Raw genomic sequence first — 21,981 nt, forward strand, 5'->3', positions numbered from 1 at the left:
TAACAGCACAACTAATACTTTTTCTGTTATATATTCCTTTTAATTATAGTCCACCTGAGAGAATATTCCAATAATTTCAGCTAAATTGATGCCTTTTTAATCTTTCAAAACATCTTAAGAAAACAAAAAATTTTCGTTTTCTATAAGGTCAACACATATATTGACAATGTTCCTATCATAAATATTTCCAGCTCCTTCCTTAATTTCATCAATTGCTACAGACATGCCTAAAGCCTGCCGGTATGGTCTGAAAGAATTTATAGCTTCCACAGTATCGGCTACTGCTATGATTTTAGCCTCCATACAAATCTGATCACCAATAATCCCTGGGGATATCCACTGCCATCAATCCTTTCATGATGCTGGTAAACGATTTCTGCAATATCAGCCAGGGATTGTTCCTTGCTAAGAAGATTATACCCTACCTCTGCATGAAGATTAATAAATTGCTTTTCTACATCCTTAATTATACCAGGTCTTGTCAGTAATTCGCTGGGAACATAAATTTTACCTATGTCGTGTATTGTAGCTGCAAGTTTTATCCTCTGGAGGAATTCCTTGTCCGATGGCTTTACTTTTTTTGCAATTTCATAGGCCAGCTGACATACCCGTTTCTGATGCCCTGCTGTATAGGGATCTTTCACTTCGAGGGCATTGGCTAAAATGTGTATAATTGACTCTTGTGTCCTTAAAAGCTTATGATAGCTTTTCTTTAATTCTTTTTCAGTATTTAATCTTCCTAAACACATAGAAATAGTTGTGGCTGCAAATGCCAGATACTCATTGTCTTCTTTGTCATATACATAATCATCCTTATAAAAAAAGCAACAAAAGCAACCCATCACCTGTCCATTTTTATTTTTTAATGGTACCCCTAATATATTTAAGACTTCTTCATTTTCTTCCTCTATTTTGTAAACATTTTCTTCAAAATTCTGGTTCTTCTGTATAGGCTGCTTTACTTCATAAGATATAGCCTGATTGTGAATCCTTTCAAAATCCTGTTTATGTTTCAGATAAATATCATTTCGATTAACCACAATTGGTTTGGTGTCTTTATTCCTTTCTATTAATTGTATTGATAATCCCACAGGACTATAATGCTCATGAATTATTGACCTCAATGCTTTGTAAAACTCTCTTATATTTTCCATTTTGCTGGCTGCTTCATTGATTTTCTTCAATGCATATTGTACTTTTATATTTCTTTCTATTTTCTTTTGTACTTCCAATTGCTCTGTAATGTCTATAAAAATTTGAAGAATAACACGTTTTTTCTTATATATAAATTCACTTTCAAAGGTACGCACAATGCTATACTTTTCATGATTTTTTAGTATTTTTATCTCTTTATTCTGAGGAACATCTGCATACCGATTACAACATTCTGTATCAGTATAATTGAAAAAAATATCTGCTGAGTTTTTACCAATTAGTTCTTTTCTACTTAAGCTGCAAAGATTCAGACAATATTTGTTTATGGCTAAAATTTTTCTGCTGTTATAATCAAATATAATTGCAGGAATAGGTATTGCCATTAAAATTTCACTGATGCTATTCACATTCATATCAATTAGAGCCAACTTTTCCATAATTATAAATTCGCCTCCTATTTACATTTAGTTTCTTTTACTAGATTCACATAATTTGTAATCATCATGGCAGCCTCTGCTCTGGTAGCCAGTCCTTTTGGATTAAGTGAATTACTCCCATTCCCACTGATTATTTCTTGCTGATAAGCCCATGTAAATGCCTGCTTTGCATAATCTGATATATCGAAGGCATCTTTAAATGATGCTATACCATTATAATCTGTAACCACAGGAGAACCCGCATATCTCCAAAGAATAGAAACTAACTGTTCACGTGTAATATTATTATTTGGAGCAAAGATATTGTTTCCATATCCTGTAACGATTTCTTTATTTTGTGCCCATGCAACAGCATTGGCATAATACTGTCCTTTCGTCACATCTTTAAAATCACTGTCAAAGGTTTCCTCAGAGCCATCCAATCTATATAGTATGGCTGCAATCATTCCACGATTGGTGCCTAAATCTGGTGAAAATGCAGAAGCATCTGTACCCCCCATTATATTATTCTGATTAAGGATTGCCACGCTCTTATAGAACCAGTCTGATTTTGCCACATCGGTAAATGGATTAACCCAGCTTTCCACATTAATGTTTAACTTATGGTCCTTCGTTTCTTTATCAATTATGATTTTATCGCTGGTTGATGTACTTCCTGAAGAAGAACTTCCGCCACTGTGGCTACTTCCACCACTGCTGCTTGAATCCGTTACATACTGTGCATATAAGGTCATATCTGATGTTACATATGGAATTGTTGCACCTGCAGCATATTTGATTCCACTTCCATCTGACTTGGTGTTCCAGCTGTTAAACTTACTGCCCGTCGGTGCTGTCAGTCCTGTTCCATCTGCTAATGCAGATGAAGCTTGTCCATCTGCTACCTGTATTGAGGTTACAGTTCCTGTTCCTCCGTTTGCATCAAAGCTTATGGTATGAGTTACCTGCGGTATATCCACATACTGTGCATACAGCGTCACATTTGTTGTCACATTTACAACCGTTGCTCCTGCTGTATACTTAGTCCCGCTTCCGTCTGCCTTTGTGTTCCAGCTGTCAAACTTCTTGCCTTTTGGTGCAGTCAAGCTGCTTCCATCAGGTAATGCTGAAGATGCCTGTCCATCTGCTACCTGCTGTGAAGAAACGCCTCCGGTTCCTTCGTTTGCATCAAAGCTTATGGTATGAATTACCTGCGGTATATCCACATACTGTGCATACAAGGTCATATCGGATGTTACATTTCCAACGGTTGCTCCTACAGCATATTTGATTCCGCTTCCATCTGCCTTCGTGTTCCAGCTGTCAAACTTCTTCCCTTTTGGCGCAGTCAAGCTGCTTCCATCAGGTAATGCTGAAGATGCCTGTCCATCTGCTACCTGCAATGAAGGAACGCCTCCGGTGCCTCCGTTTAAATCAAAGGTAATTGTTCGAGTTACTTGCGGTATATCCACATACTGTGCATACAGCGTCACATTTGTTGTCACATTTACAACCGTTGCTCCTGCTGTATACTTAGTCCCGCTTCCGTCTGATGCTGTATTCCAGCTGTCAAACTTCTTGCCTTTTGGTGCTGTCAGCCCTGTTCCATCTGGTAATACGGATGAGGCTTGTCCATCTGCTACCTGTATTGAGGTTACAGTTCCTGTTCCTCCGTTTGCATCAAAGCTTATGGTATGAATTACCTGCGGTATATCCACATACTGTGCATACAGCGTCACATTTGTTGTCACATTTACAACCGTTGCTCCTGCTGTATACTTAGTCCCGCTTCCGTCTGATGCTGTATTCCAGCTGTCAAACTTCTTGCCTTTTGGTGCTGTTAGTCCTGCTCCATCTGGTAATGCTGCGGAAGTCTGTCCATCTACTATTTGTAACGAAGAAATACTTCCTGTCCCTCCATTTGCATTAAATCTTATGGTACGGATTACCTGTGGTGTATTGTCCACATACTGTGCATATAAGTACATACTTGTTGTTACATTTGTAAGGATTGTTCCTGCTGCATACTTGGTTCCTGTTCCATCTAATGCTGTGTTCCAACTGTCAAACTTCTTGCCTTTTGGTGCTTTAAATCCACTTCCATCTGGAAAGGCTGGAGTAGACTGTCCCTCAGATATTCGCCATGATAAATAACATACAAAACTGCTCTTAAAAAAAACTATAGACTTAATTTTACTAATATAACATGCATATAGGGTCACATCTGCTGTTACATTTGGTATTGTTGATCCTGCTACATACATTGTTCCAGTTCCATCTGCTTTCGTGTTCCAGAGGTGAAACTTCATATCTGTTGGTGCGGTAAATCCACTTCCATCTGGTAGTGCTGAAGAAGTCTGTCCCTCAGTTACCTGCAATGAAGGTACATTTCCTGTTCCTCCGTTTGGATTAAAGCTGATTGTATATTTGGGCATATCCACATATTGTGCATATAAGGTCGTATCCGCCGTCACATTTGCAATTGTTGCACCTGCTGCATACTTTATCCCTGTTCCATCTGGCTTGGTATTCCAACTGTCAAACAGTTTTGTTGCTGGTGCTGTCAATCTGGTTCCATCTGGTAATGCTAAGGAAGGTTGCCCTTCTGTTACATGCCATGAAGAGAAGTTTCCTATACCTCCATTTACATCAAAGCGGACGGTATACATTTTGGTTAAAGGCTCATAAAATCTCACATAATCAACCTTCATAACTGTATTATCTGCTTCTGATGGTATTAACTCACCTGCATATTCAGGAAATACTGCTAAAGATAAATATATATTCATAGGTGCTATTTCATATGGTAAACTTTTTCTTTTTCTAACATTACAATCGTTTAAAAAAACCTGATATGTATCCTGATTCTGTTCTGCTTCCCACGCAGAATCAACATCATTAGGTCTAAGATATGCAGTATATTTATTCATCTTGTCTGCCAGGTTCGTAGCAGCATAATATTTAAAAGTATCAACAATTCTTTTACTGCCTTTCATTCTAAGTAAGTTGATTTGAAGTTCATTGGGATAGTGTCCCTCAGGAAAATCAGGTTCACAATGACCATACTTTTCATCAGCAGGTACATTTGTAAAAGCCCAAAAGCTCTGATTTAATCCTGAAGCTCTTGCATACTGGTAGGAGCATTCATACACCCCATACTTAAAACTCTCTTTACTAAATATATTACCTGCTGTCCATGTATGCGGATGATCTTTTTGATCCAAATAATCATATTTAGACAAATGTTCATTTCTGGCATAAATCAAAAGCTGTCCATCTTTAACTTCTACATTTTCAGGCACACGTACTTGATAGGTCATTGGATTTCCCAAATATCTGAGTGCACAATCTGATATCCACTTTTTTGTAAGATTAGAATCACGACCATTTTTTGCAACATAGTCAAATTCATCATTGAATTTTAAGTTGTATTTAACTAAAATGGCATCGGACATAGTTTCCTTTCCTACTTTTCCTTTGATAGAAACAGGTGTAATTCCAACTCGGATATATTTTCCGGCATCCTCCTTTTTTACTAAATAAGTAGGCTTGTCAGAGCCTTCTATCGCCATAAGAGTTCCTTTTGCTGTTGTTGAAGCATACCACTGATATTTAGTTGCATTAGTATCTTCCTCTACCTTTCCCGTACCCAATCCACACCCATAAGTATATTTTGTTTGTATTTCACCTCCTATTGCAGCCCCTTCCAAACCTTCTGCTAATACTACCTGTCCGTCAAATTTTATATCAGTAATGACTGGAATCACAGCACCATTAATGTTATTAGAGCCTCCAGACATATCTTCAGCATATACATTTCCACTACAAAGCATGGTAATGATTAGCAACATTGAAATCAGTACCCTAGACATGCCAAATTTCATTTTCTTGATGCTAATACTCATTTATCCCCCTTAAAAATGAAAGACTTAAAATCCCTGTTTTTTTGATAAAATAATGTATTCACATTTAAAATACCAGCCAAACAGGGATTTTCTAATTTATAAATGTATCTTGTTATTTATACTTAACCCCTTTTAAATTTAATTTTTATCCTTAGATTTTATGTAAAATCCCCCTTAAGCTTTTACTTTTCAGCATAGCTAGTTATCATCATGGCAACCTCTGCTCTTGTGGCCAGCCCTTTTGGATCAAGGGAATTATCACCCTTGCCACTGATTATTTTCTGCTGATAAGCCCATGCAAATGCCTGCTTTGCATAATCTGATATATCGAAGGCATCTTTAAATGATGCTATACCATTATAATCTGTAACCACAGGAGAACCCGCATATCTCCAAAGAATAGAAACTAACTGTTCACGTGTAATATTATTATTTGGAGCAAAGATATTGTTTCCATATCCTGTAACGATTCCTTTATTTTGTGCCCATGCAACAGCATTTGCATAATACTGGTCTTTTGTTACATCTGTAAAGGAACTGTCAAAGGTTTCCTTAGAGCCATTCAATCTATACAGTATGGTAGCAATCATTCCTCGATTTGTACCTAAATTTGGTGAAAATGCAGAAGCATCTGTACCCCCCATTATATTATTCTGATTAAGGATTGCCACGCTCTTATAGAACCAGTCTGATTTTGCCACATCTGTAAATGGATTAACCCAGCTTTCCACATTAAGATTTAACTTACCTGGTGTAGCACTGACATACTTAGTAATTACATAATCTGAACAAGAACTTTGCTGTACCGTAAATATACCATTACTGTCTACTGTGGATTTTTGTTTAAATTCAAGCTTTCCGGTCTGAGGGTTATAATAGTTATAGTTTAATGTCTGTCCACTGTATGCTTTTCCTAAGTTAATGTCTATAGTTGCTTTTGCTGGCAATTGTCCACTATAGTTGAAATGAAGAGACTGGATAAAACTGTCACCTGCTGCCTTCTTTATAGTATCTTTTAAAGTTCCTGTAGCAAAAGATACACCAAAATCATATTCCGTTTTACCTGAAACCTCCTGCATTGTTCCCTTTTTGAAGGTCATCGTAACATCATTTTGTTTAATTATGATGTTATTATCTTTATTGCTGGCAATAACATCTTTTATCTGAACTGCCGTAACCTTGGCACTTGAACTGCTAAAGTTTATGACTGCTTCTTTTGAGTCTTTATCTGTTACGATTTTGATAGTAGTGGATGCACTCGTTGAAGAAGAACCTCCTCCACTGTGGCTGCTTCCACCCCCGCTGCTGGAATCGGTTACATACTGTGCATACAGAGTCATATCAGCTGTCACATTTGCAACTGTTGCTCCTGCTGCATACTTGGTTCCTGTTCCGTCTGCCTTCGTGTTCCAGCTGTCGAACTTCTTACCTGTAGGTGCTGTCAGCCCTGTTCCTTCTGGCAATGCGGAAGAAGTCTGTCCATCTGCTACCTGCAATGAAGTTACACTTCCTGTTCCTCCGTTTACATCAAAGCTGATGGTATGGGTTACCTGCGGTGTATCTTCTACATACTGTGCATACAGAGTCATATCAGCTGTCACATTTGCAACTGTTGCTCCTGCTGCATACTTGGTTCCTGTTCCGTCTGCCTTCGTGTTCCAGCTGTCGAACTTCTTACCTGTAGGTGCTGTCAGCCCTGTTCCTTCTGGCAATGCGGAAGAAGTCTGTCCATCTGCTACCTGCAATGAAGTTACAGTTCCTGTTCCTCCGTTTACATCAAAGCTGATGGTATGGGTTACCTGCGGTGTATCTTCTACATACTGTGCATACAGGGTCATATCAGCTGTCACATTTGCAACTGTTGCTCCTTCTGCATACTTGGTTCCTGTTCCGTCTGCCTTCGTGTTCCAGCTGTCGAACTTCTTACCTGTAGGTGCTGTCAGCCCTGTTCCTGCTGGCAATGCGGAAGAAGTCTGTCCATCTGCTACCTGCAATGAAGTTACACTTCCTGTTCCTCCGTTTACATCAAAGCTGATGGTATGGGTTACCTGCGGTGTATCTTCTACATACTGTGCATACAGAGTCATATCAGCTGTCACATTTGCAACTGTTGCTCCTGCTGCATACTTAGTTCCTGTTCCGTCTGCTTTCGTGTTCCAGCTGTCGAACTTCTTGCCTGTTGGGGCTGTCAGTCCTGTTCCTGCTGGCAATGCGGATGATGCCTGTCCATCTGCTACCTGCATTGAGGTTACACTTCCTGTTCCTCCGTTTACATCAAAGCTGATGGTATGGGTTACCTGCGGTGTATCTTCTACATACTGTGCATACAGAGTCATATCAGCTGTCACATTTGCAACTGTTGCTCCTGCTGCATACTTAGTTCCTGTTCCGTCTGCTTTCGTGTTCCAGCTGTCGAACTTCTTGCCTGTTGGTACCGTCAGCCCACTTCCATCTGGCAATGCGGAAGAAGTCTGTCCATCTGCTACCTGCAATGAAGTTACACTTCCTGTTCCTCCGTTTACATCAAAGCTGATGGTATGGGTTACCTGCGGTGTATCTTCTACATACTGTGCATACAGAGTCATATCAGCTGTCACATTTGCAACTGTTGCTCCTGCTGCATACTTAGTTCCTGTTCCGTCTGCTTTCGTGTTCCAGCTGTCGAACTTCTTGCCTGTTGGGGCTGTCAGTCCTATTCCTGCTGGCAATGCGGATGATGCCTGTCCATCTGCTACCTGCAATGAAGTTACACTTCCTGTTCCTCCGTTTACATCAAAGCTGATGGTATGGGTTACCTGCGGTGTATCTTCTACATACTGTGCATACAGAGTCATATCAGCTGTCACATTTGCAACTGTTGCTCCTGCTGCATACTTAGTTCCTGTTCCGTCTGCTTTCGTGTTCCAGCTGTCGAACTTCTTGCCTGTTGGTACCGTCAGCCCACTTCCATCTGGCAATGCGGAAGAAGTCTGTCCATCTGCTACCTGTAATGAAGTTACACTTCCGGTTCCTCCGTTGGCATCAAAGCTGATGGTATGGGTTACCTGCGGTGTATCTTCTACATACTGTGCATACAGAGTCATATCAGCTGTCACATTTGCAACTGTTGCTCCTGCTGCATACTTAGTTCCTGTTCCGTCTGCTTTCGTGTTCCAGCTGTCGAACTTCTTGCCTGTTGGGGCTGTCAGCCCACTTCCATCTGGCAATGCGGAAGAAGTCTGTCCGTCTGCTACCTGCATTGAAGAAACGCTTCCTGTTCCTCCGTTTACATCAAAGCTGATGGTATGAGTTACCTGCGGTGTATCTTCTACATACTGTGCATATAAGGTCATATCAGCTGTTACATTTGCAACCGTTGCTCCTGCTGCATACTTAGTTCCTGTTCCGTCTGCTTTCGTGTTCCAGCTGTCGAACTTCTTACCTGTTGGGGCTGTCAGCCCTGTTCCTGCTGGCAATGCGGAAGAAGTCTGTCCATCTGCTACCTGCATTGAGGTTACAGTTCCGGTTCCTCCGTTGGCATCAAAGCTGATGGTATGATTGGTCTGCGCCGCTACTACTTGAATAGATATAGAATTTACACTTGGATTATATTCCGTATAATCAGTAGTTAATGCAGGTTTTTCATTTATTTCAGTAGTATCGTTACCCATGAAAGAAAATTGATATACGCCTGGGGTAGCACCTGATTTAACTGGAATAAAAAATGTTACTATATCCACAGAGTTATCTGCTCCTCCACAATCATCTTTCATAAAAACGTTTGTTGGAGTTTCAGCCGCATAAGAAAATCGATCATTTCCGGATCCAACTGAAGGGTTAACCGGATTGTACGGGTATACAAGATCATTTCCTGACGTTAATAAATTTTCTGAAGAAAGAGTTGCATTATAGGTTGGTGTCCCAAATACACTTCCATTCATTACAAAAAATGCAGTTGCATATGATATTCCAGTTCCTCCTATTAATGAAATATTATTTGTACCATTTATTGCTAAAGTAATCTTAACTGTACCTCCTACAGTAACTACTGGCGTATCTGTTTTTAATTCCAGCTTTAAGTCCTCTTTAGCGGCATGTGCTTCTATAGGAAAATAGACCAAATTCATAATAAGCAGTGCTATTAGAAAAAGCCCTATTTTACTTAAATAGTCTCTGCCCCTTTTTTTCATACTTATTCCTCCTTTTACAAAGTTATTATCATCTTCCAAATTATTTATTTTTCACTTCTTCTTTTATGTTCCTTTACATCTCCTTTCAAAATAAACAATCGTTCATCAAAAAATCCCCTTATATGACGAATTTATTTCTATTATGCAAAATGATACCTAAACAAAATCTAAACATTTACACTATTCTGAATCTTATCGTCAAACTATTCCTCACTAAGCTAATTTAAAGATCTCTGATAATCTTTGTTTTATTGAACGATACGAGCTTTACCTGTAACATGATTTTTCACACTTGCAGTATCTATTGTAGTTATAGTATTGCTCTTATTAATGTCAGCACTATAAAGAATAATAGGATTTGTTATCCTGTTTTTACCTATCACGTGGTTTTTGATGCCTGCTGTATCTAATGTGGTTATGGTTCCGCTGCAGTTTACATCCCCTCTGATTACAACATAATATGTCTTTACAAGATTACCTGAAGTGTCATACAGCTCTATCTTAAAATTCGTTCCCACTATAGCACTTGAGTCATTGGAAGCAACCTCTGTATATGTTCCGGAAGCAGTTTCCCATTTATAGGTTTTAACTGTACCATTTGTCACATTAAAGTATGACATAACCTGATTTACTTTTTCTGCCAGAGGGTTCAGTCCTTCAATTAAGTTATAGATGGTTCCGTCTTTTGTATATTCTGTAAATCTTAAATTAGGGCTTGTGGCAGACCCGCCTATAACAAAGCCTGGAACTACCGGCTGATACCCATCGATAATGATTTGCAGTGGGTCGCTTATATTTCCTGCTGCATCCTTTACCTGAACGTACAAATACTTAGTTCCAGCTGACAAACCTGTCAGAGAAATGGTATTCATAGCACCGGATGGAGTTCCTGCTCCGCTTGTATCGATGCCCGGTGCTCCGCTCACACTGTCAAATACCTTATAGTAATAAGTTCCTGTTTCATTTGACATAAATGCGGCAGTAGCCTTGTCATCTGAAATACGGGTTTTAGTAACCTCTGACAAAACAGGTTTGGTTGTATCTGGTTCTTGAAATGCTGGGATACGTATTTTGTATGGTGCGGCTGCATTACCCGCCTTATCCTTTGCATAGATATATACATCCTTTGCTCCCGTTGTTAAATCTTTAATCTCATCATATGCTAATTGATTTATGCTACATGCTGAATAAGTAATTACAGCTGGCGGGACTGGTGTGACACCTTCATCAACTACAACCTTATCCCAATAAACAAATTCATTCGGTTGGAATCTTATGGCAGCTATTGTTCCGCCTTCCAATCTGTAGGCTGTGCCAAGAGATAAGACAGGCGGCTGGTCATCCACAGTCTGCCAAATGGTACCTTTTGCTGCTGAACTCTCAGCTCCATTTAGATCTTTAACTACAAAATAGATATCCTTATCTCCCTCTGTTAAGTTATCAATTGTAAATTCTTTTAATTGGGCAGCTTCAACGCTTATTCCTGCACCCGATATATCAATAACAGGCACAGAATCTCCATGGTTTACAATACTGTAATACAAATTACCACTGGCTGTTGAAGTTAATTTCACATATGCCGTAGTTGGAGAATTACGCATTGCTACCAGATCATTTATGGCCGGCACCTGATATGGTTCAACATAAACAGAGAGTACTTTACTTAAATTTCCTGCTTTGTCTTTTGCTACAATACAAACGGTCCTTGCTTCAGACGTGTTTAAGTATACATTAAATGTATTTAATCCTGCCTGATACAGTTTGCCTGCTCCGGTAGTGTTGATAAGACTTAAATCAGTAATAGCAGAAGTAGTAACCAGATAGTAATAGCTTCCGGCCTCACTGCTGTCAAAAGTTATATCTGCATATGCAGGGGCTGTTCTCTTAACATTATTCTGGGTAAGAGCTGGTGGGGTTGTATCCGCTGCTGCATCAATATCCACCTTCCATATTGTGCTTAAATTTCCTGCCTTATCCTTTAGCTGCAGGTACAAATCCTTTGCTCCTGCTGTCAGCCCTGAAACAGCAATGGTATTTACACTCTTGATACAAGCCGTCCCCGTTCCCCCTGTATTTATCACAGGAGCTGCCTGATTATCCTCGACTACAGCATAATAACTGCTTCCTGCTTCACTGGAAGTAAAGGTAACCCTTGCCGCCGTGTCTGAGCTGCGTCCTGCAGTACAGTCTGATATAACCGGATTCACCGTATCATTTAAATCCACTTTCTGAACTGCTGATACATTTCCCGCAACATCTTTGACACAGAGGTAAAGGTCTAAATTCCCTGCCGTTAATCCACTTGGTGTAAAGACATTTTCTCCCGTTGTGCAGTTAAAGGCAGCTGTACTGGTAAGGGTGGCTGCCGTAGGTGCCGCAGCTCCGTCTGCCATCAATTTATAGTAGTACTTTCCAGTTTCATTTACTGTAAATCGGACACTTGCATCCACATCGGAGGACCGGATGGCTGAAAGGCTGGTAATAACCGGAGGTGTCGTATCCGCCATGGCAGGAATATCGTATTTTGCAACCTGGCTTTTATTTCCTGCCACGTCCTTAACCGTTATATAAAGATCCTTTTCCCCATCGGTCAAAGGGATATTAGCCTCCGCTCCAAATGCATTCCAGAAAATTCCTGTTCCTGATGTATCTATATCTGGTACTGGAGCTCCATCGTCCACAAGGGTATAATACAAATATCCTGGTTCATTTGCATTAATCTTTATTACTCCGCTGGTACTACTGATACGTGAGGCCGTACCAAAACTAATAACTGGTGCAACAGAATCTATATATTTTGCAATTTTTGTTACATACGAATTAGAATCAGTAGCTTTATATTGATTACCAAAAACGAGTAACTGTCCGTTAATTACCCGGAGTGCTCCTATGAATGCACCATTTTGATCATAGTTAATTCCCTGCTGCTTCGTAGGACTTCCTCCTATCCAGGTAAGATTTGTACCATCAAATGCTGCCACATAGGTCTGAAACTGAGCAACACCAAACCAGTAAAACAAATTGGTTGAAATATATAATTTTCCGTTATACTCTACTGCATTCTTTATATTCGAGCACAGATAAATAGCCGGAGGTGGTCCAAAGTTTGTCTTTCCTCCGTTATAGGTCACCTGTACCCACTGATCACTTTGAGTATCATATTTTATACAAAGAATACCATCGTCTTTCACCTGAAACCCATATAATTCGTTATTATATACAGCTATGGTAAACTGCCTGATTGGATTACCGCCAATATATTTCCATGAGGTACCATCAAATTTTTTTACTCTTGTCAGATACAAGCCTTGATCATATTTAGTCACACGGGAATAGAGGGCATCTTTCGTCTTTACAACTTGAACCCACATATTTCCTGTATGTGATTCTAGAGGTATCCCTCCATCCGCCTCATTCCATTTATCCTGTTCATCATCATATACCAAAGCTCTAAAATTACTTTCTTTACTCTCTATGGACTTAAATATCAGATACAATTTGTCCTTAAAAACGATTAATCTATGTGTATCGATACTATCAGTTGAGCTTAAATTTATTCCATAGGGCTCACTGTATCCCACTTGCTTCCAGCCAGTCCCAGTATAACTCTTAACCTTTAGTCTGCCGGAACCAGCTAAATTTTCAATAAATGCCACATAGATCTTATCTTTGTAGAAAACCATACTTTCTGAATTCCCATCAAAGGATACGATATCATTATTGATATAGTCCCACCCAGAACCGTTATATTTTTGTATTCTTACTTTATTTGCATCTCCTGTATAATCATTTTGAAGAGCATACATTTCCCCGTTATGCTCCACTATATCCGTGATACCTGCCTTATTTGAATCATATGCCTTGATTCCATCATAATCATAGGTGAAATTGGAGCTTCCGGGATCATAGACCGTACTTTCTTCTGCGTATACTGCACTATATGGCATCAATGTGATAATCATGGTTATTCCTAAAATAAAAGAAATAACTTTTTTAAATGACTTTTCTTTCATAAATATTTACGCCCCTTCCGTAAAAATCCATCAATCTGTCTTCTTCAGATAACTGGAATCTAAAATAAAAAATGATTTCATGTTACTCCTTTCATATGCATTTGTAATTTGTTCATATGGTATTCATTTAAAGAATTTATCTTAATTATGCGAAATACCCCTAAACAAAATCTAAACATTTTGACAATTTTGAATATTTTTCTTCTTTGTTTACTAATTTTTTATTCATCCTTATTCTTTAATAATTTTTTCTACAAAAAAAGATACCAGATTTATAATTCCAACCTCTGAACTATAATCCCGGCATCTCTTGAATTTTCTATGATTCTATTTATTCATGCTTTTTTTCACTCAGGTCTTCCCGTATATCGTACGCTCTGGTGTAATCTTTGGTAATCAGATTCTTTAAAACTTCCGACCTGTGATTATCCAGAAAACGTACAATCTGATAAACATCAATCCATATTTCACTATTGCACTCTTTTTGTGATTCATCAAAAACAAGCTGCATACCAAAATGAAGATGTGTCTGATTGATGTTATTGGTATTTTCTTTGGTACTGTATCCGGTTCTTCCCATATAGCCGATGACGTCACCGGCCTTCACTTCTGCTCCTTCTTCCAGTCCCAGCTTATAAGGGAAATTTTTTCTCAAATGTGCATAGTAGTAATATCGTTTTTTGTCCAGAGAACGTATACCGATACGCCATCCTCCATATTGATTCCATCCCAGAGCTTCAACGGTACCCCTTCGACTGCTATTATAGGAGTGCCTACCTGGCCCATCAGGTCATTTCCCAGATGATTTCTTGAAAATCCGTAGGAACGACTTTGGCCAAAATCATCATAATGATTATAGTAATAATTTTTTGCAATAGGAGAAAAAGCCTTTAACCCGTACCGTTTTTCCCAATGGTTTCCCCTTCCATCCTCATTTGGTACCTGGATTTCATATGACCCAGCGAATCCGGAAAGGACAGCATTGAAGGCTTCAAAATAATAAGGGTAATATTTCATATCCTTTGTGAGTTCTTCCATAGTTTTGCCTTCTCTGAGTTTGTCTGCAATTTCATCTAACTGTTTATCTTTATAGGACTTAAAATTATTTCCGTTCTTTGCAGCCAGGTAAGATAACATCTCAATCCAGTCTAATTTCACCTCTTCACCCTGTGACTCAATATCCAGTTTCAGTGCCTTTTTCATAGCTTCAGAGGGAACATTAAAATCTACCCATTTTATATAATCCTTCCCCTTTTCATTGGTTCCTATAGCATCTTCATTATTAAAATGGGAGAAACCAAGGTGGCCACCCATAATCACGGTCAGGGTAAGTAATAGTACCAGACTAAATCTGATTAGTGTTCTTTTTTTAACCATAAGCAGCATCAGACAATATACCTCCATAGTCACAAACAACCTTCAAGAGGTTGAAATATACAATATTAATATATATATTGCAATCTCCGTCCAATCATTACATTTTACCCACAAAAAATGTAGCTTCGTTCCTCTGCACTTCCTTATTTTATTTAATAGGAAATCTAACCATATTTCTATTAAATAAAATAACTGCCCTAAGAATTAACTTAGGACAGTTATCATGTTACATGGCTGAATCAGTGTATAACTTCTTCTGCGTAAGTATTATTCACCACTTCATTGTAAGGTGCTTTTTTTGTCAGTTCTCCTGCCTGGGTCATAACTTCCTGCAGCAGATTGTATGGCTCCTCTTTCAGAATTGGATCAGGTGCCCACACTCCAATGTTCTTATACCTTTCCACAACAGTTGTTAAAAGCTTCATGTCCGTATCCGGGAATGAAGGGGCAACAGCCTCTGCGATTTCTTGGGCACTATGACTCTGAACCCATTGCTGCCCTTTATAGATAGCAGATACAAATCGCTTAATCATATCTTCATGTTCCTTTATGAAACTTTGCTTAGCGAAATACGCAGTATATGGGATTTCTCCACTTTCTTCCCCTATAGAAGCTACTATGTAGCCTTTTCCCTGTGATTCTAGCATGGAGGCCGTAGGTTCAAACAGGGTAACGTAATCTCCTGTTCCACTGGTAAAAGCCCCGGCCATCAGGGCAAACTGAATACTGTTATCCAGCGTTGTGTCTTTTGCAGGGTCTATACCGTTTTTACGCATAACGTATTCTAACGTCATGTAAGGGACTCCCCCTTTTCTTCCCGGCAATACCACTTTCCCTCGGATTTTATCCCAATCAAAATTATCATCCTTTTCACGACCTACAAGAAATGATCCATCTCTCTGTGTCAGCTGAGCAAATACCTGAGTATGGTCTTCTTTTCCCTCGTTGTACACATAGATAGATGCTTCCGGACCTGCAAAACCAATATCCACATTATCGGATAGTACTGCTGACATAACTTTGTCGGCTCCCTGCCCGTTAGACAGTTCTATCTGGATTCCCTCGTCTTCAAAAAATCCCAGGTTCATGGCTACATATTGAGGGGCGTAAAAGATAGAGTGTGTCACTTCGCAAACAGTGACCTTGTAATTTTCTTCTGATTTAGAACCACATCCACCTAAAAGAGTAATCACTAAAACTAAAGATAAAATAATGCACCCTGTTGACTTATATTTTTTCATACTTTAAACTCCTTTCAATTTATTAAAAAGTTCACCTTTATATTTAATGTCCATACAGTTTCAGTACCAGATTCTGAAGCAGCACCACTGCCTCATACATGATTGCTGCAACCACAGCCAGAATAATGACACTGGCCATAACAAGATCCAACTGGAACACCTGACCTCCATAAACGATTAAATAGCCAAGGCCGGCTTTTGATACTAAGAATTCCCCGGCTATAACGCCTACTAAAGACAATCCTATATTAATTTTCAGAGAATTAAATAGTGTTGATATATTATAAGGGAAGACTATCTTAGTAAAAATCTGCATCTTTGTTGCACCAAAGGTGGACACCATCTTTACATATTCTTTGTCTGTATGCTGGAAGCCATTTAGCATTTCAAGCACGGTAACAATAAGAGATATGGCCAGGGCCATAAATATAATGGCTTCCGTGCCTGCTCCCACTATGATGATTATCACAGGCCCCAAAGCTATTTTAGGCAGACTGTTTAATACTACAAGATAGGGCTCACTGATTTTTGCTATGAAACTGCTCCACCAGAGAATAATAGCAAGTATAGTGCCAGTGATTACCCCCAGTACGAAACCTACCAGTGTTTCATACACGGTAACACCAATGTGCATCACCAGTCCGTTTTGCGACATTTTAATGTAAGTATTTAAAATCCTTGAAGGCTGACTTAGTATAAAACTGTCAATAAGCCCTACCCGGGCAGAAATCTCCCAGATTGCTGTCAAAAACACCAGAATTCCAATTTGCCAGAAAAGAATCATCTGTTTTCTGTGTCTCTGTTTTTTTAGAAATAAAATTCTTTCTTTAGAAGGCATCTGTTCATTCATTTCCGCACAGCTCCTTCCATATATAATCAAAGTATTTGCCAAACTTAGGGCTGTTTCTGCAATTTAGCGGATTTCTGTTTTCCATTTCAAAATCTATATTTAAAACTTCTTTTACCACCGCTGGTCTGTCGCTTAAAATAACAATCTTGTCACCCATACTTATCCCCTCGGGTATATCATGGGTGACCATAATAGTAGTGACCTGCTCCTGCTTCAATATGCCGTAAACATCGTTTGTAACCGTTAATCTGGTTTGATAATCAAGAGCAGAAAATGCCTCATCTAATAATAAAATATCTGGGTTAATTGCAAGGGTTCTGATCAGGGCAACCCTCTGCCTCATTCCCCCAGATAATTGTGACGGGTATTTATCTTTAAATTCATACAGTCCATAGGTCTTTAAGAGTTTTATAACTCTTGCCTCATTTTCTCTATTTACACTTTTTTGTATTTCCAGGCCTAACATTACATTTTTATAAATGGTTCTCCATTCCAGTAAGTTATCTTTTTGCAACATATATCCAATATGGGTTGTTATCCCTTCAATTTTTTCTCCATTCACATATATTTCACCTGCTGTGGGCTTTATGAGCCCTGCAATAATAGAAAGCAAAGTGGACTTGCCGCATCCGCTGGGGCCCACTATGCTGACAAACTCACCCTTTTCAACATGAAAGCTTATATTCTCCAGTGCTGTTATTTCACCATTTAATGCCTGATATTTTTCCTCTATATTCCGTACCTCTAATACTGCCAAAAACATCACCTCATTATTTTCAAACTATATACCTTCATTGTATGTGATTTTAAACAAAATGGTGAATCCGCAACACCCGAAATAATTCCTGCAAACCTTAATAAAATCCTGTATTTTACGCAGAATAGCAGAATACAAGAAAAGAAAAAAGGAGGTCTTATTATGAACGACCAGAAAAACACTATGGATGCATCCCTTGCAAGAAATACCCTGGATGAAATACCAACACCTGCAAGCGATGCCAAGAGGATTACAGCACTAGTTAAACACAGTGGACGTGTAACAGGATATCAATTATCTGATGACAGCATTCTGTCTAAAGAAGAATGTATCGATCTGGCAAGACGGGGTGGTATCATGGGAGTTGGCGTTGCACATCGAGGCGATACTGAGTATTTAAAATCGATTCCTGATGGTTCTGAAAATAACAATCTAAGCACATTGCCTACTATTCACTAGCACCAAAGACTCAAGAAAGCCCCATGAACAAAATTGTCCATGGGGCTTCTGGATTTTCTATATTCTCAGGATTTATCATATCTGAAGGGCCATTTGGCTTTTTTCTATTAGAAATTTATATCTTCTCCATAGTAACATGCTTTCAGTAGTTTTTCCATTTCCTCCTGAGTAGGGATTCTTGGGTTTGAACCTGTACATGCATCACCTATGGCTAGTTCTGCAACTCTTGAAAGTTTTTCCATAAATTCTTCTTCCTTTATGATACCATCTTCATATTTTTTAATACAGCATGGTATATCAAGGGACTCATTCATAGCTTTAATTTCTTTAACCAGAGCATCGATCAATTCTTCATCACTGCCTGCATTTAATCCCATAAATCTGGCAATATCCGCATATCTTTTAGCAGCATCTGCATTTTTAGCATTAAATTGAATGACTCTTGGTAAATACATAGCGTTTGCACATCCATGAACAATATGTCCACCACTATAGGCCGCTCCCGTTTTATGAGCCATGGAATGTACGATACCCAGTAAAGCATTCGAAAATGCCATTCCAGCCAGGCATTGGGCATTATGCATTCTTTCTTTGGCTTCCTTATCACCGTCATAGGATTTCTTTAAGAACTCATGAACCATTTTAATGGCATGAAGTGCAAGTGGATCTGTATAATCACAGTGAAGAGTAGACACATAAGCTTCAATGGCATGTGTCATGGCATCCATTCCTGTATATGCTATTAATTTAGGTGGCATAGTTTCAGCAAGTTCAGGATCTACAATGGCTACATCAGGAGTGATATTAAAGTCAGCCAGAGGGTACTTTATGCCCTTTTCATAATCAGTGATAACACTGAAAGCTGTAACTTCTGTTGCTGTTCCAGAGGTTGAAGGTATTGCACAAAACTTTGCCTTCGTTCTTAGCTCTGGGAAATTGAAAGGAGTAATCAGATCTTCAAAAGTAGTTTCCGGATATTCATAAAATGCCCACATTGCTTTTGCAGCGTCAATTGGTGAGCCGCCTCCCATGGACACAATCCAGTCAGGCTGAAATTTTTTCATTGCTTCAGCTCCGCGCATAACAGTATCTACGCTGGGATCTGGTTCAACATTTTCAAACAGTTCTACTTCCATTCCGGCTTCTTTTAAGAACCCTACTGCTTTGTCCAAAAACCCAAAGCGCTTCATAGAACCGCCTCCCACAACCAGAAAGGCTTTTTGACCTTTTAAATTTTTTAATTCAGATAAAGAACCGCTTCCATGATAAATATCTCTTGGTAATGTAAATCTTCCCATTTTAACTTCCTCCTGTGTGTTAAAATTTTAACAATATTTTATAAAACTAGCCTTCATCGTAATTTCATTATATATTTCTAATATTTACATTGCAACACATATTAAAATAAAAAAATCTGATATTTTTGCTAAGAAAATTTATCCATTTCAGTTGTTGACATCCTGGTCTATAAGTTATAGAATAAGAAAGCTAATCGGTCTATAAGTTATAGACTAATCAGTGAACAAAAGGGGTTTCATATATTTTAAAATGAAGGAGGTAAACAAATGAGCAGTTATAAACTGACTAAAACCGAATCCAAATTTGCAGATTTAATTTGGCAAAATGAGCCTGTCAGTTCAGGGGAACTGGCAAGAATATGCGAAAAGGAAATGAACTGGAAAAAATCAACCACATATACCGTTTTAAAAAAATTATGTGAAAAAGGCATTTTTAAAAATGAGAATGCCTTGGTCACATCCTGTTTTAAAAAAGAAGAATTCTACGCAAAACAAAGCAGATATTTTGTTGAAGATTTTTTTGGAGGTTCTCTTCCCAAGTTTCTTACTGCTTTTATCGGCGGGAATAAACTTAGTATCAAGCAGGCCGAAGATCTGAAAAAACTCATTGATGAATATAAGGAGGATTAAAAATGAACGAACTGTTTTTTTCTGTTTTACACATGAGTATGACAGCAAGTTATGTGATTCTTTTTATCATGATTCTCCGTCTGCCATTAAAAAGAGTTCCCAAAAATATTTCTTACGCATTGTGGAGTATTGCGGCATTTCGTCTTCTTTGCCCGTTTTCTTTTAAAAGTATTATAAGTTTTATACCCTCTGGGGCAGACAAAATACCTCAATACATCATACAGAGTCAAAGTCCCCACATAAACAGCAATGCTATTAATACCGTTACCCAGAAAGCAGCTATGGCATCCGCAGCAGATTATGGCGTATCACCTGTACAAACTTTTTTTAATTCCTGGGGCTGGCAGATCTGGGTCACAGGTATGGTCTTAATGCTGATTTACAGTATTTTTTGTATATTAATACTAAAAAACCGTTTAAAAGATTCCAACCACTTACAATTAAATATTTATGAAGCGTACAACATAAAGACTCCTTTTGTACTGGGAATAGTGAATCCTAAGATTTATCTGCCTGCGGGATTAACAGAAGGTGAAAAAAGATATATTATCGAACACGAAAAAACACATATTGCACGCCTTGACCATATGGTAAAGCTCTTTGCTTTTATAATATTGAGTATCCATTGGTTTAATCCTTTAGTCTGGATAAGTTTTCTTCTTATGGGCACGGATATGGAACTATCCTGCGATGAAAGAGTAATCCAGAAGATGGGAGTAGGGGTAAAAAAGGAATATTCTACATCCCTTTTGTCCCTTGCCACCAATCATCGTATCATAAATGGCAGTCCTCTTGCCTTTGGTGAAAGGAATGTGAAAGGCAGAATCAAAAATGTTTTGAATTATAAGAAACCTGTTCCCTGGATTATTGCTATTTCAATTATAATTGTATGCATCATAGGTGCCGGTCTTCTTGCTGACCCTAAAGCAGAAGCTTTAAGTAACATTAAACCTCTGGGTGAAAGCACATCCAATTTGGAACAAAGCATTTCCAACGCGTTGTTGAGCCATTATAAAACCGAATTTAACAGTCCGTGGTATGAAGTTGCATCTGAAGGACATGTGACTCTTGGTACAGAAGACAAAGGTGGTCTGACAAATGTTTACTTACTGGAACAATATTATGAGTTTAGCTTTGAAAATGGCGATTTAACTGTAAGTAGTGGGCATGGCTCAAATGTGGCTGTGCTTTCCTTTAAGAAAGATAAAAATGGAAAGTACATTTACCATGGATTTAAGGCACCTCTCACTGATGAAGAATATTATTCTTTTATTAAGAATTCATTTTCTTCTGCTGCCCTGGACAAATTAAATACAACTGACAGGGAAAAAAGCAAATCAGACTTAGATTCGCAATGTGAAGCTTACGCCAGCGCCTATCTAAAGAAAATTGGCAGAAGTGCTGACATCGATATTTATGCAAAAGAAAAACAAAGACCGGCTATTAACTCAGAAGTTTCTAATTTTTTATTTAAAAATTATAAGGACTATCCTTATTGGATAGGTACACGGGAAACGGTTGAAAAGGGTACCCGGTATATATACGAAACTGGATGGAAAGATCAAGGCAAGCTAAATGGTATTATAACTTTTACCAAAAAGAGAGATAATGGAGATATCATCAAAACAATTAAGATTCAAATTCAGGATAATAAGATATTGCCAATCAGTAATACTTAATTTAAAATCAAGGAAATATAACAGTACATAGA

The 21,981-nt window shown here is 38.5% G+C and carries 12 protein-coding genes and 1 pseudogene; 3 read left to right on the forward strand and 10 right to left on the reverse strand.

Going from position 1 to position 21,981, the window contains the following annotated elements; translation table 11 throughout:
* Positions 1-114 precede the first annotated feature (114 nt).
* The 9 genes and pseudogenes from Ami3637_RS03825 to Ami3637_RS03860 all read right to left on the reverse strand — a co-directional run bounded on the left by Ami3637_RS03825 (position 115) and on the right by Ami3637_RS03860 (position 17,883).
* Positions 115-1,592: pseudogene (locus tag Ami3637_RS03825) on the reverse strand (HD domain-containing phosphohydrolase).
* A 17-nt stretch (positions 1,593-1,609) separates the two neighbouring features.
* Positions 1,610-5,476: an InlB B-repeat-containing protein gene (locus Ami3637_RS03830; protein ID WP_162361397.1), complete on the reverse strand. Its 3,867-nt coding sequence runs from the start codon at positions 5,474-5,476 to the stop codon at positions 1,610-1,612.
* 182 nt (positions 5,477-5,658) lie between these two features.
* Positions 5,659-9,645: an InlB B-repeat-containing protein gene (locus Ami3637_RS03835; protein ID WP_162361398.1), complete on the reverse strand. Its 3,987-nt coding sequence runs from the start codon at positions 9,643-9,645 to the stop codon at positions 5,659-5,661.
* A gap of 248 nt (positions 9,646-9,893) precedes the next feature.
* Positions 9,894-13,658: a dockerin type I repeat-containing protein gene (locus tag Ami3637_RS03840; RefSeq protein ID WP_162361399.1), complete on the reverse strand. Its 3,765-nt coding sequence runs from the start codon at positions 13,656-13,658 to the stop codon at positions 9,894-9,896.
* Between the two features lie 331 nt (positions 13,659-13,989).
* Complete coding sequence (locus Ami3637_RS18265) at positions 13,990-14,391, reverse strand: M23 family metallopeptidase (RefSeq protein WP_330586914.1); 402 nt, start codon at positions 14,389-14,391, stop codon at positions 13,990-13,992.
* Positions 14,310-15,068, reverse strand: coding sequence for a hypothetical protein (locus Ami3637_RS18270; RefSeq protein WP_330586811.1), 759 nt, complete (start codon positions 15,066-15,068; stop codon positions 14,310-14,312). Before Ami3637_RS18270 ends, Ami3637_RS18265 begins: the two co-directional genes overlap by 82 nt.
* 206 nt (positions 15,069-15,274) lie before the next feature.
* Complete coding sequence (locus Ami3637_RS03850; protein WP_162361400.1) at positions 15,275-16,276, reverse strand: ABC transporter substrate-binding protein; 1,002 nt, start codon at positions 16,274-16,276, stop codon at positions 15,275-15,277.
* Positions 16,277-16,319: 43 nt separating this feature from the next.
* Positions 16,320-17,126: an ABC transporter permease gene (locus tag Ami3637_RS03855; RefSeq protein WP_162361401.1), complete on the reverse strand. Its 807-nt coding sequence runs from the start codon at positions 17,124-17,126 to the stop codon at positions 16,320-16,322.
* Positions 17,119-17,883 carry an ABC transporter ATP-binding protein gene (locus Ami3637_RS03860; RefSeq protein ID WP_408609056.1) on the reverse strand — a complete coding sequence of 255 codons (765 nt, stop codon included), beginning with the start codon at positions 17,881-17,883 and terminating at the stop codon, positions 17,119-17,121. The genes Ami3637_RS03855 and Ami3637_RS03860 overlap by 8 nt, the downstream gene beginning before the upstream one ends.
* 162 nt (positions 17,884-18,045) lie before the next feature.
* Between Ami3637_RS03860 and Ami3637_RS03865 the strand changes: the two genes are divergently transcribed.
* Complete coding sequence (locus Ami3637_RS03865; protein WP_162361402.1) at positions 18,046-18,342, forward strand: DUF3892 domain-containing protein; 297 nt, start codon at positions 18,046-18,048, stop codon at positions 18,340-18,342.
* A 107-nt stretch (positions 18,343-18,449) separates the two neighbouring features.
* On the opposite strand, the gene Ami3637_RS03870 is transcribed toward Ami3637_RS03865, so the two are convergent.
* The gene (locus Ami3637_RS03870) at positions 18,450-19,640 is read right to left on the reverse strand and encodes an iron-containing alcohol dehydrogenase (RefSeq protein ID WP_162361403.1); all 1,191 of its coding nucleotides are present in this window, start codon (positions 19,638-19,640) and stop codon (positions 18,450-18,452) included.
* Between the two features lie 267 nt (positions 19,641-19,907).
* Here Ami3637_RS03870 and Ami3637_RS03875 point away from each other — a divergent pair, with 267 nt between their 5' ends.
* Positions 19,908-20,270, forward strand: a complete 363-nt coding sequence (locus Ami3637_RS03875; protein ID WP_162361404.1) for a BlaI/MecI/CopY family transcriptional regulator — start codon at positions 19,908-19,910, stop codon at positions 20,268-20,270.
* Positions 20,271-20,272: 2 nt separating this feature from the next.
* Positions 20,273-21,949, forward strand: a complete 1,677-nt coding sequence (locus tag Ami3637_RS03880) for a M56 family metallopeptidase (protein WP_162361405.1) — start codon at positions 20,273-20,275, stop codon at positions 21,947-21,949.
* Positions 21,950-21,981 lie beyond the last annotated feature (32 nt).

The sequence above is a fragment of the Aminipila terrae genome (assembly GCF_010120715.1).
In the GTDB taxonomy this organism is placed as follows: domain Bacteria; phylum Bacillota; class Clostridia; order Peptostreptococcales; family Anaerovoracaceae; genus Aminipila; species Aminipila terrae.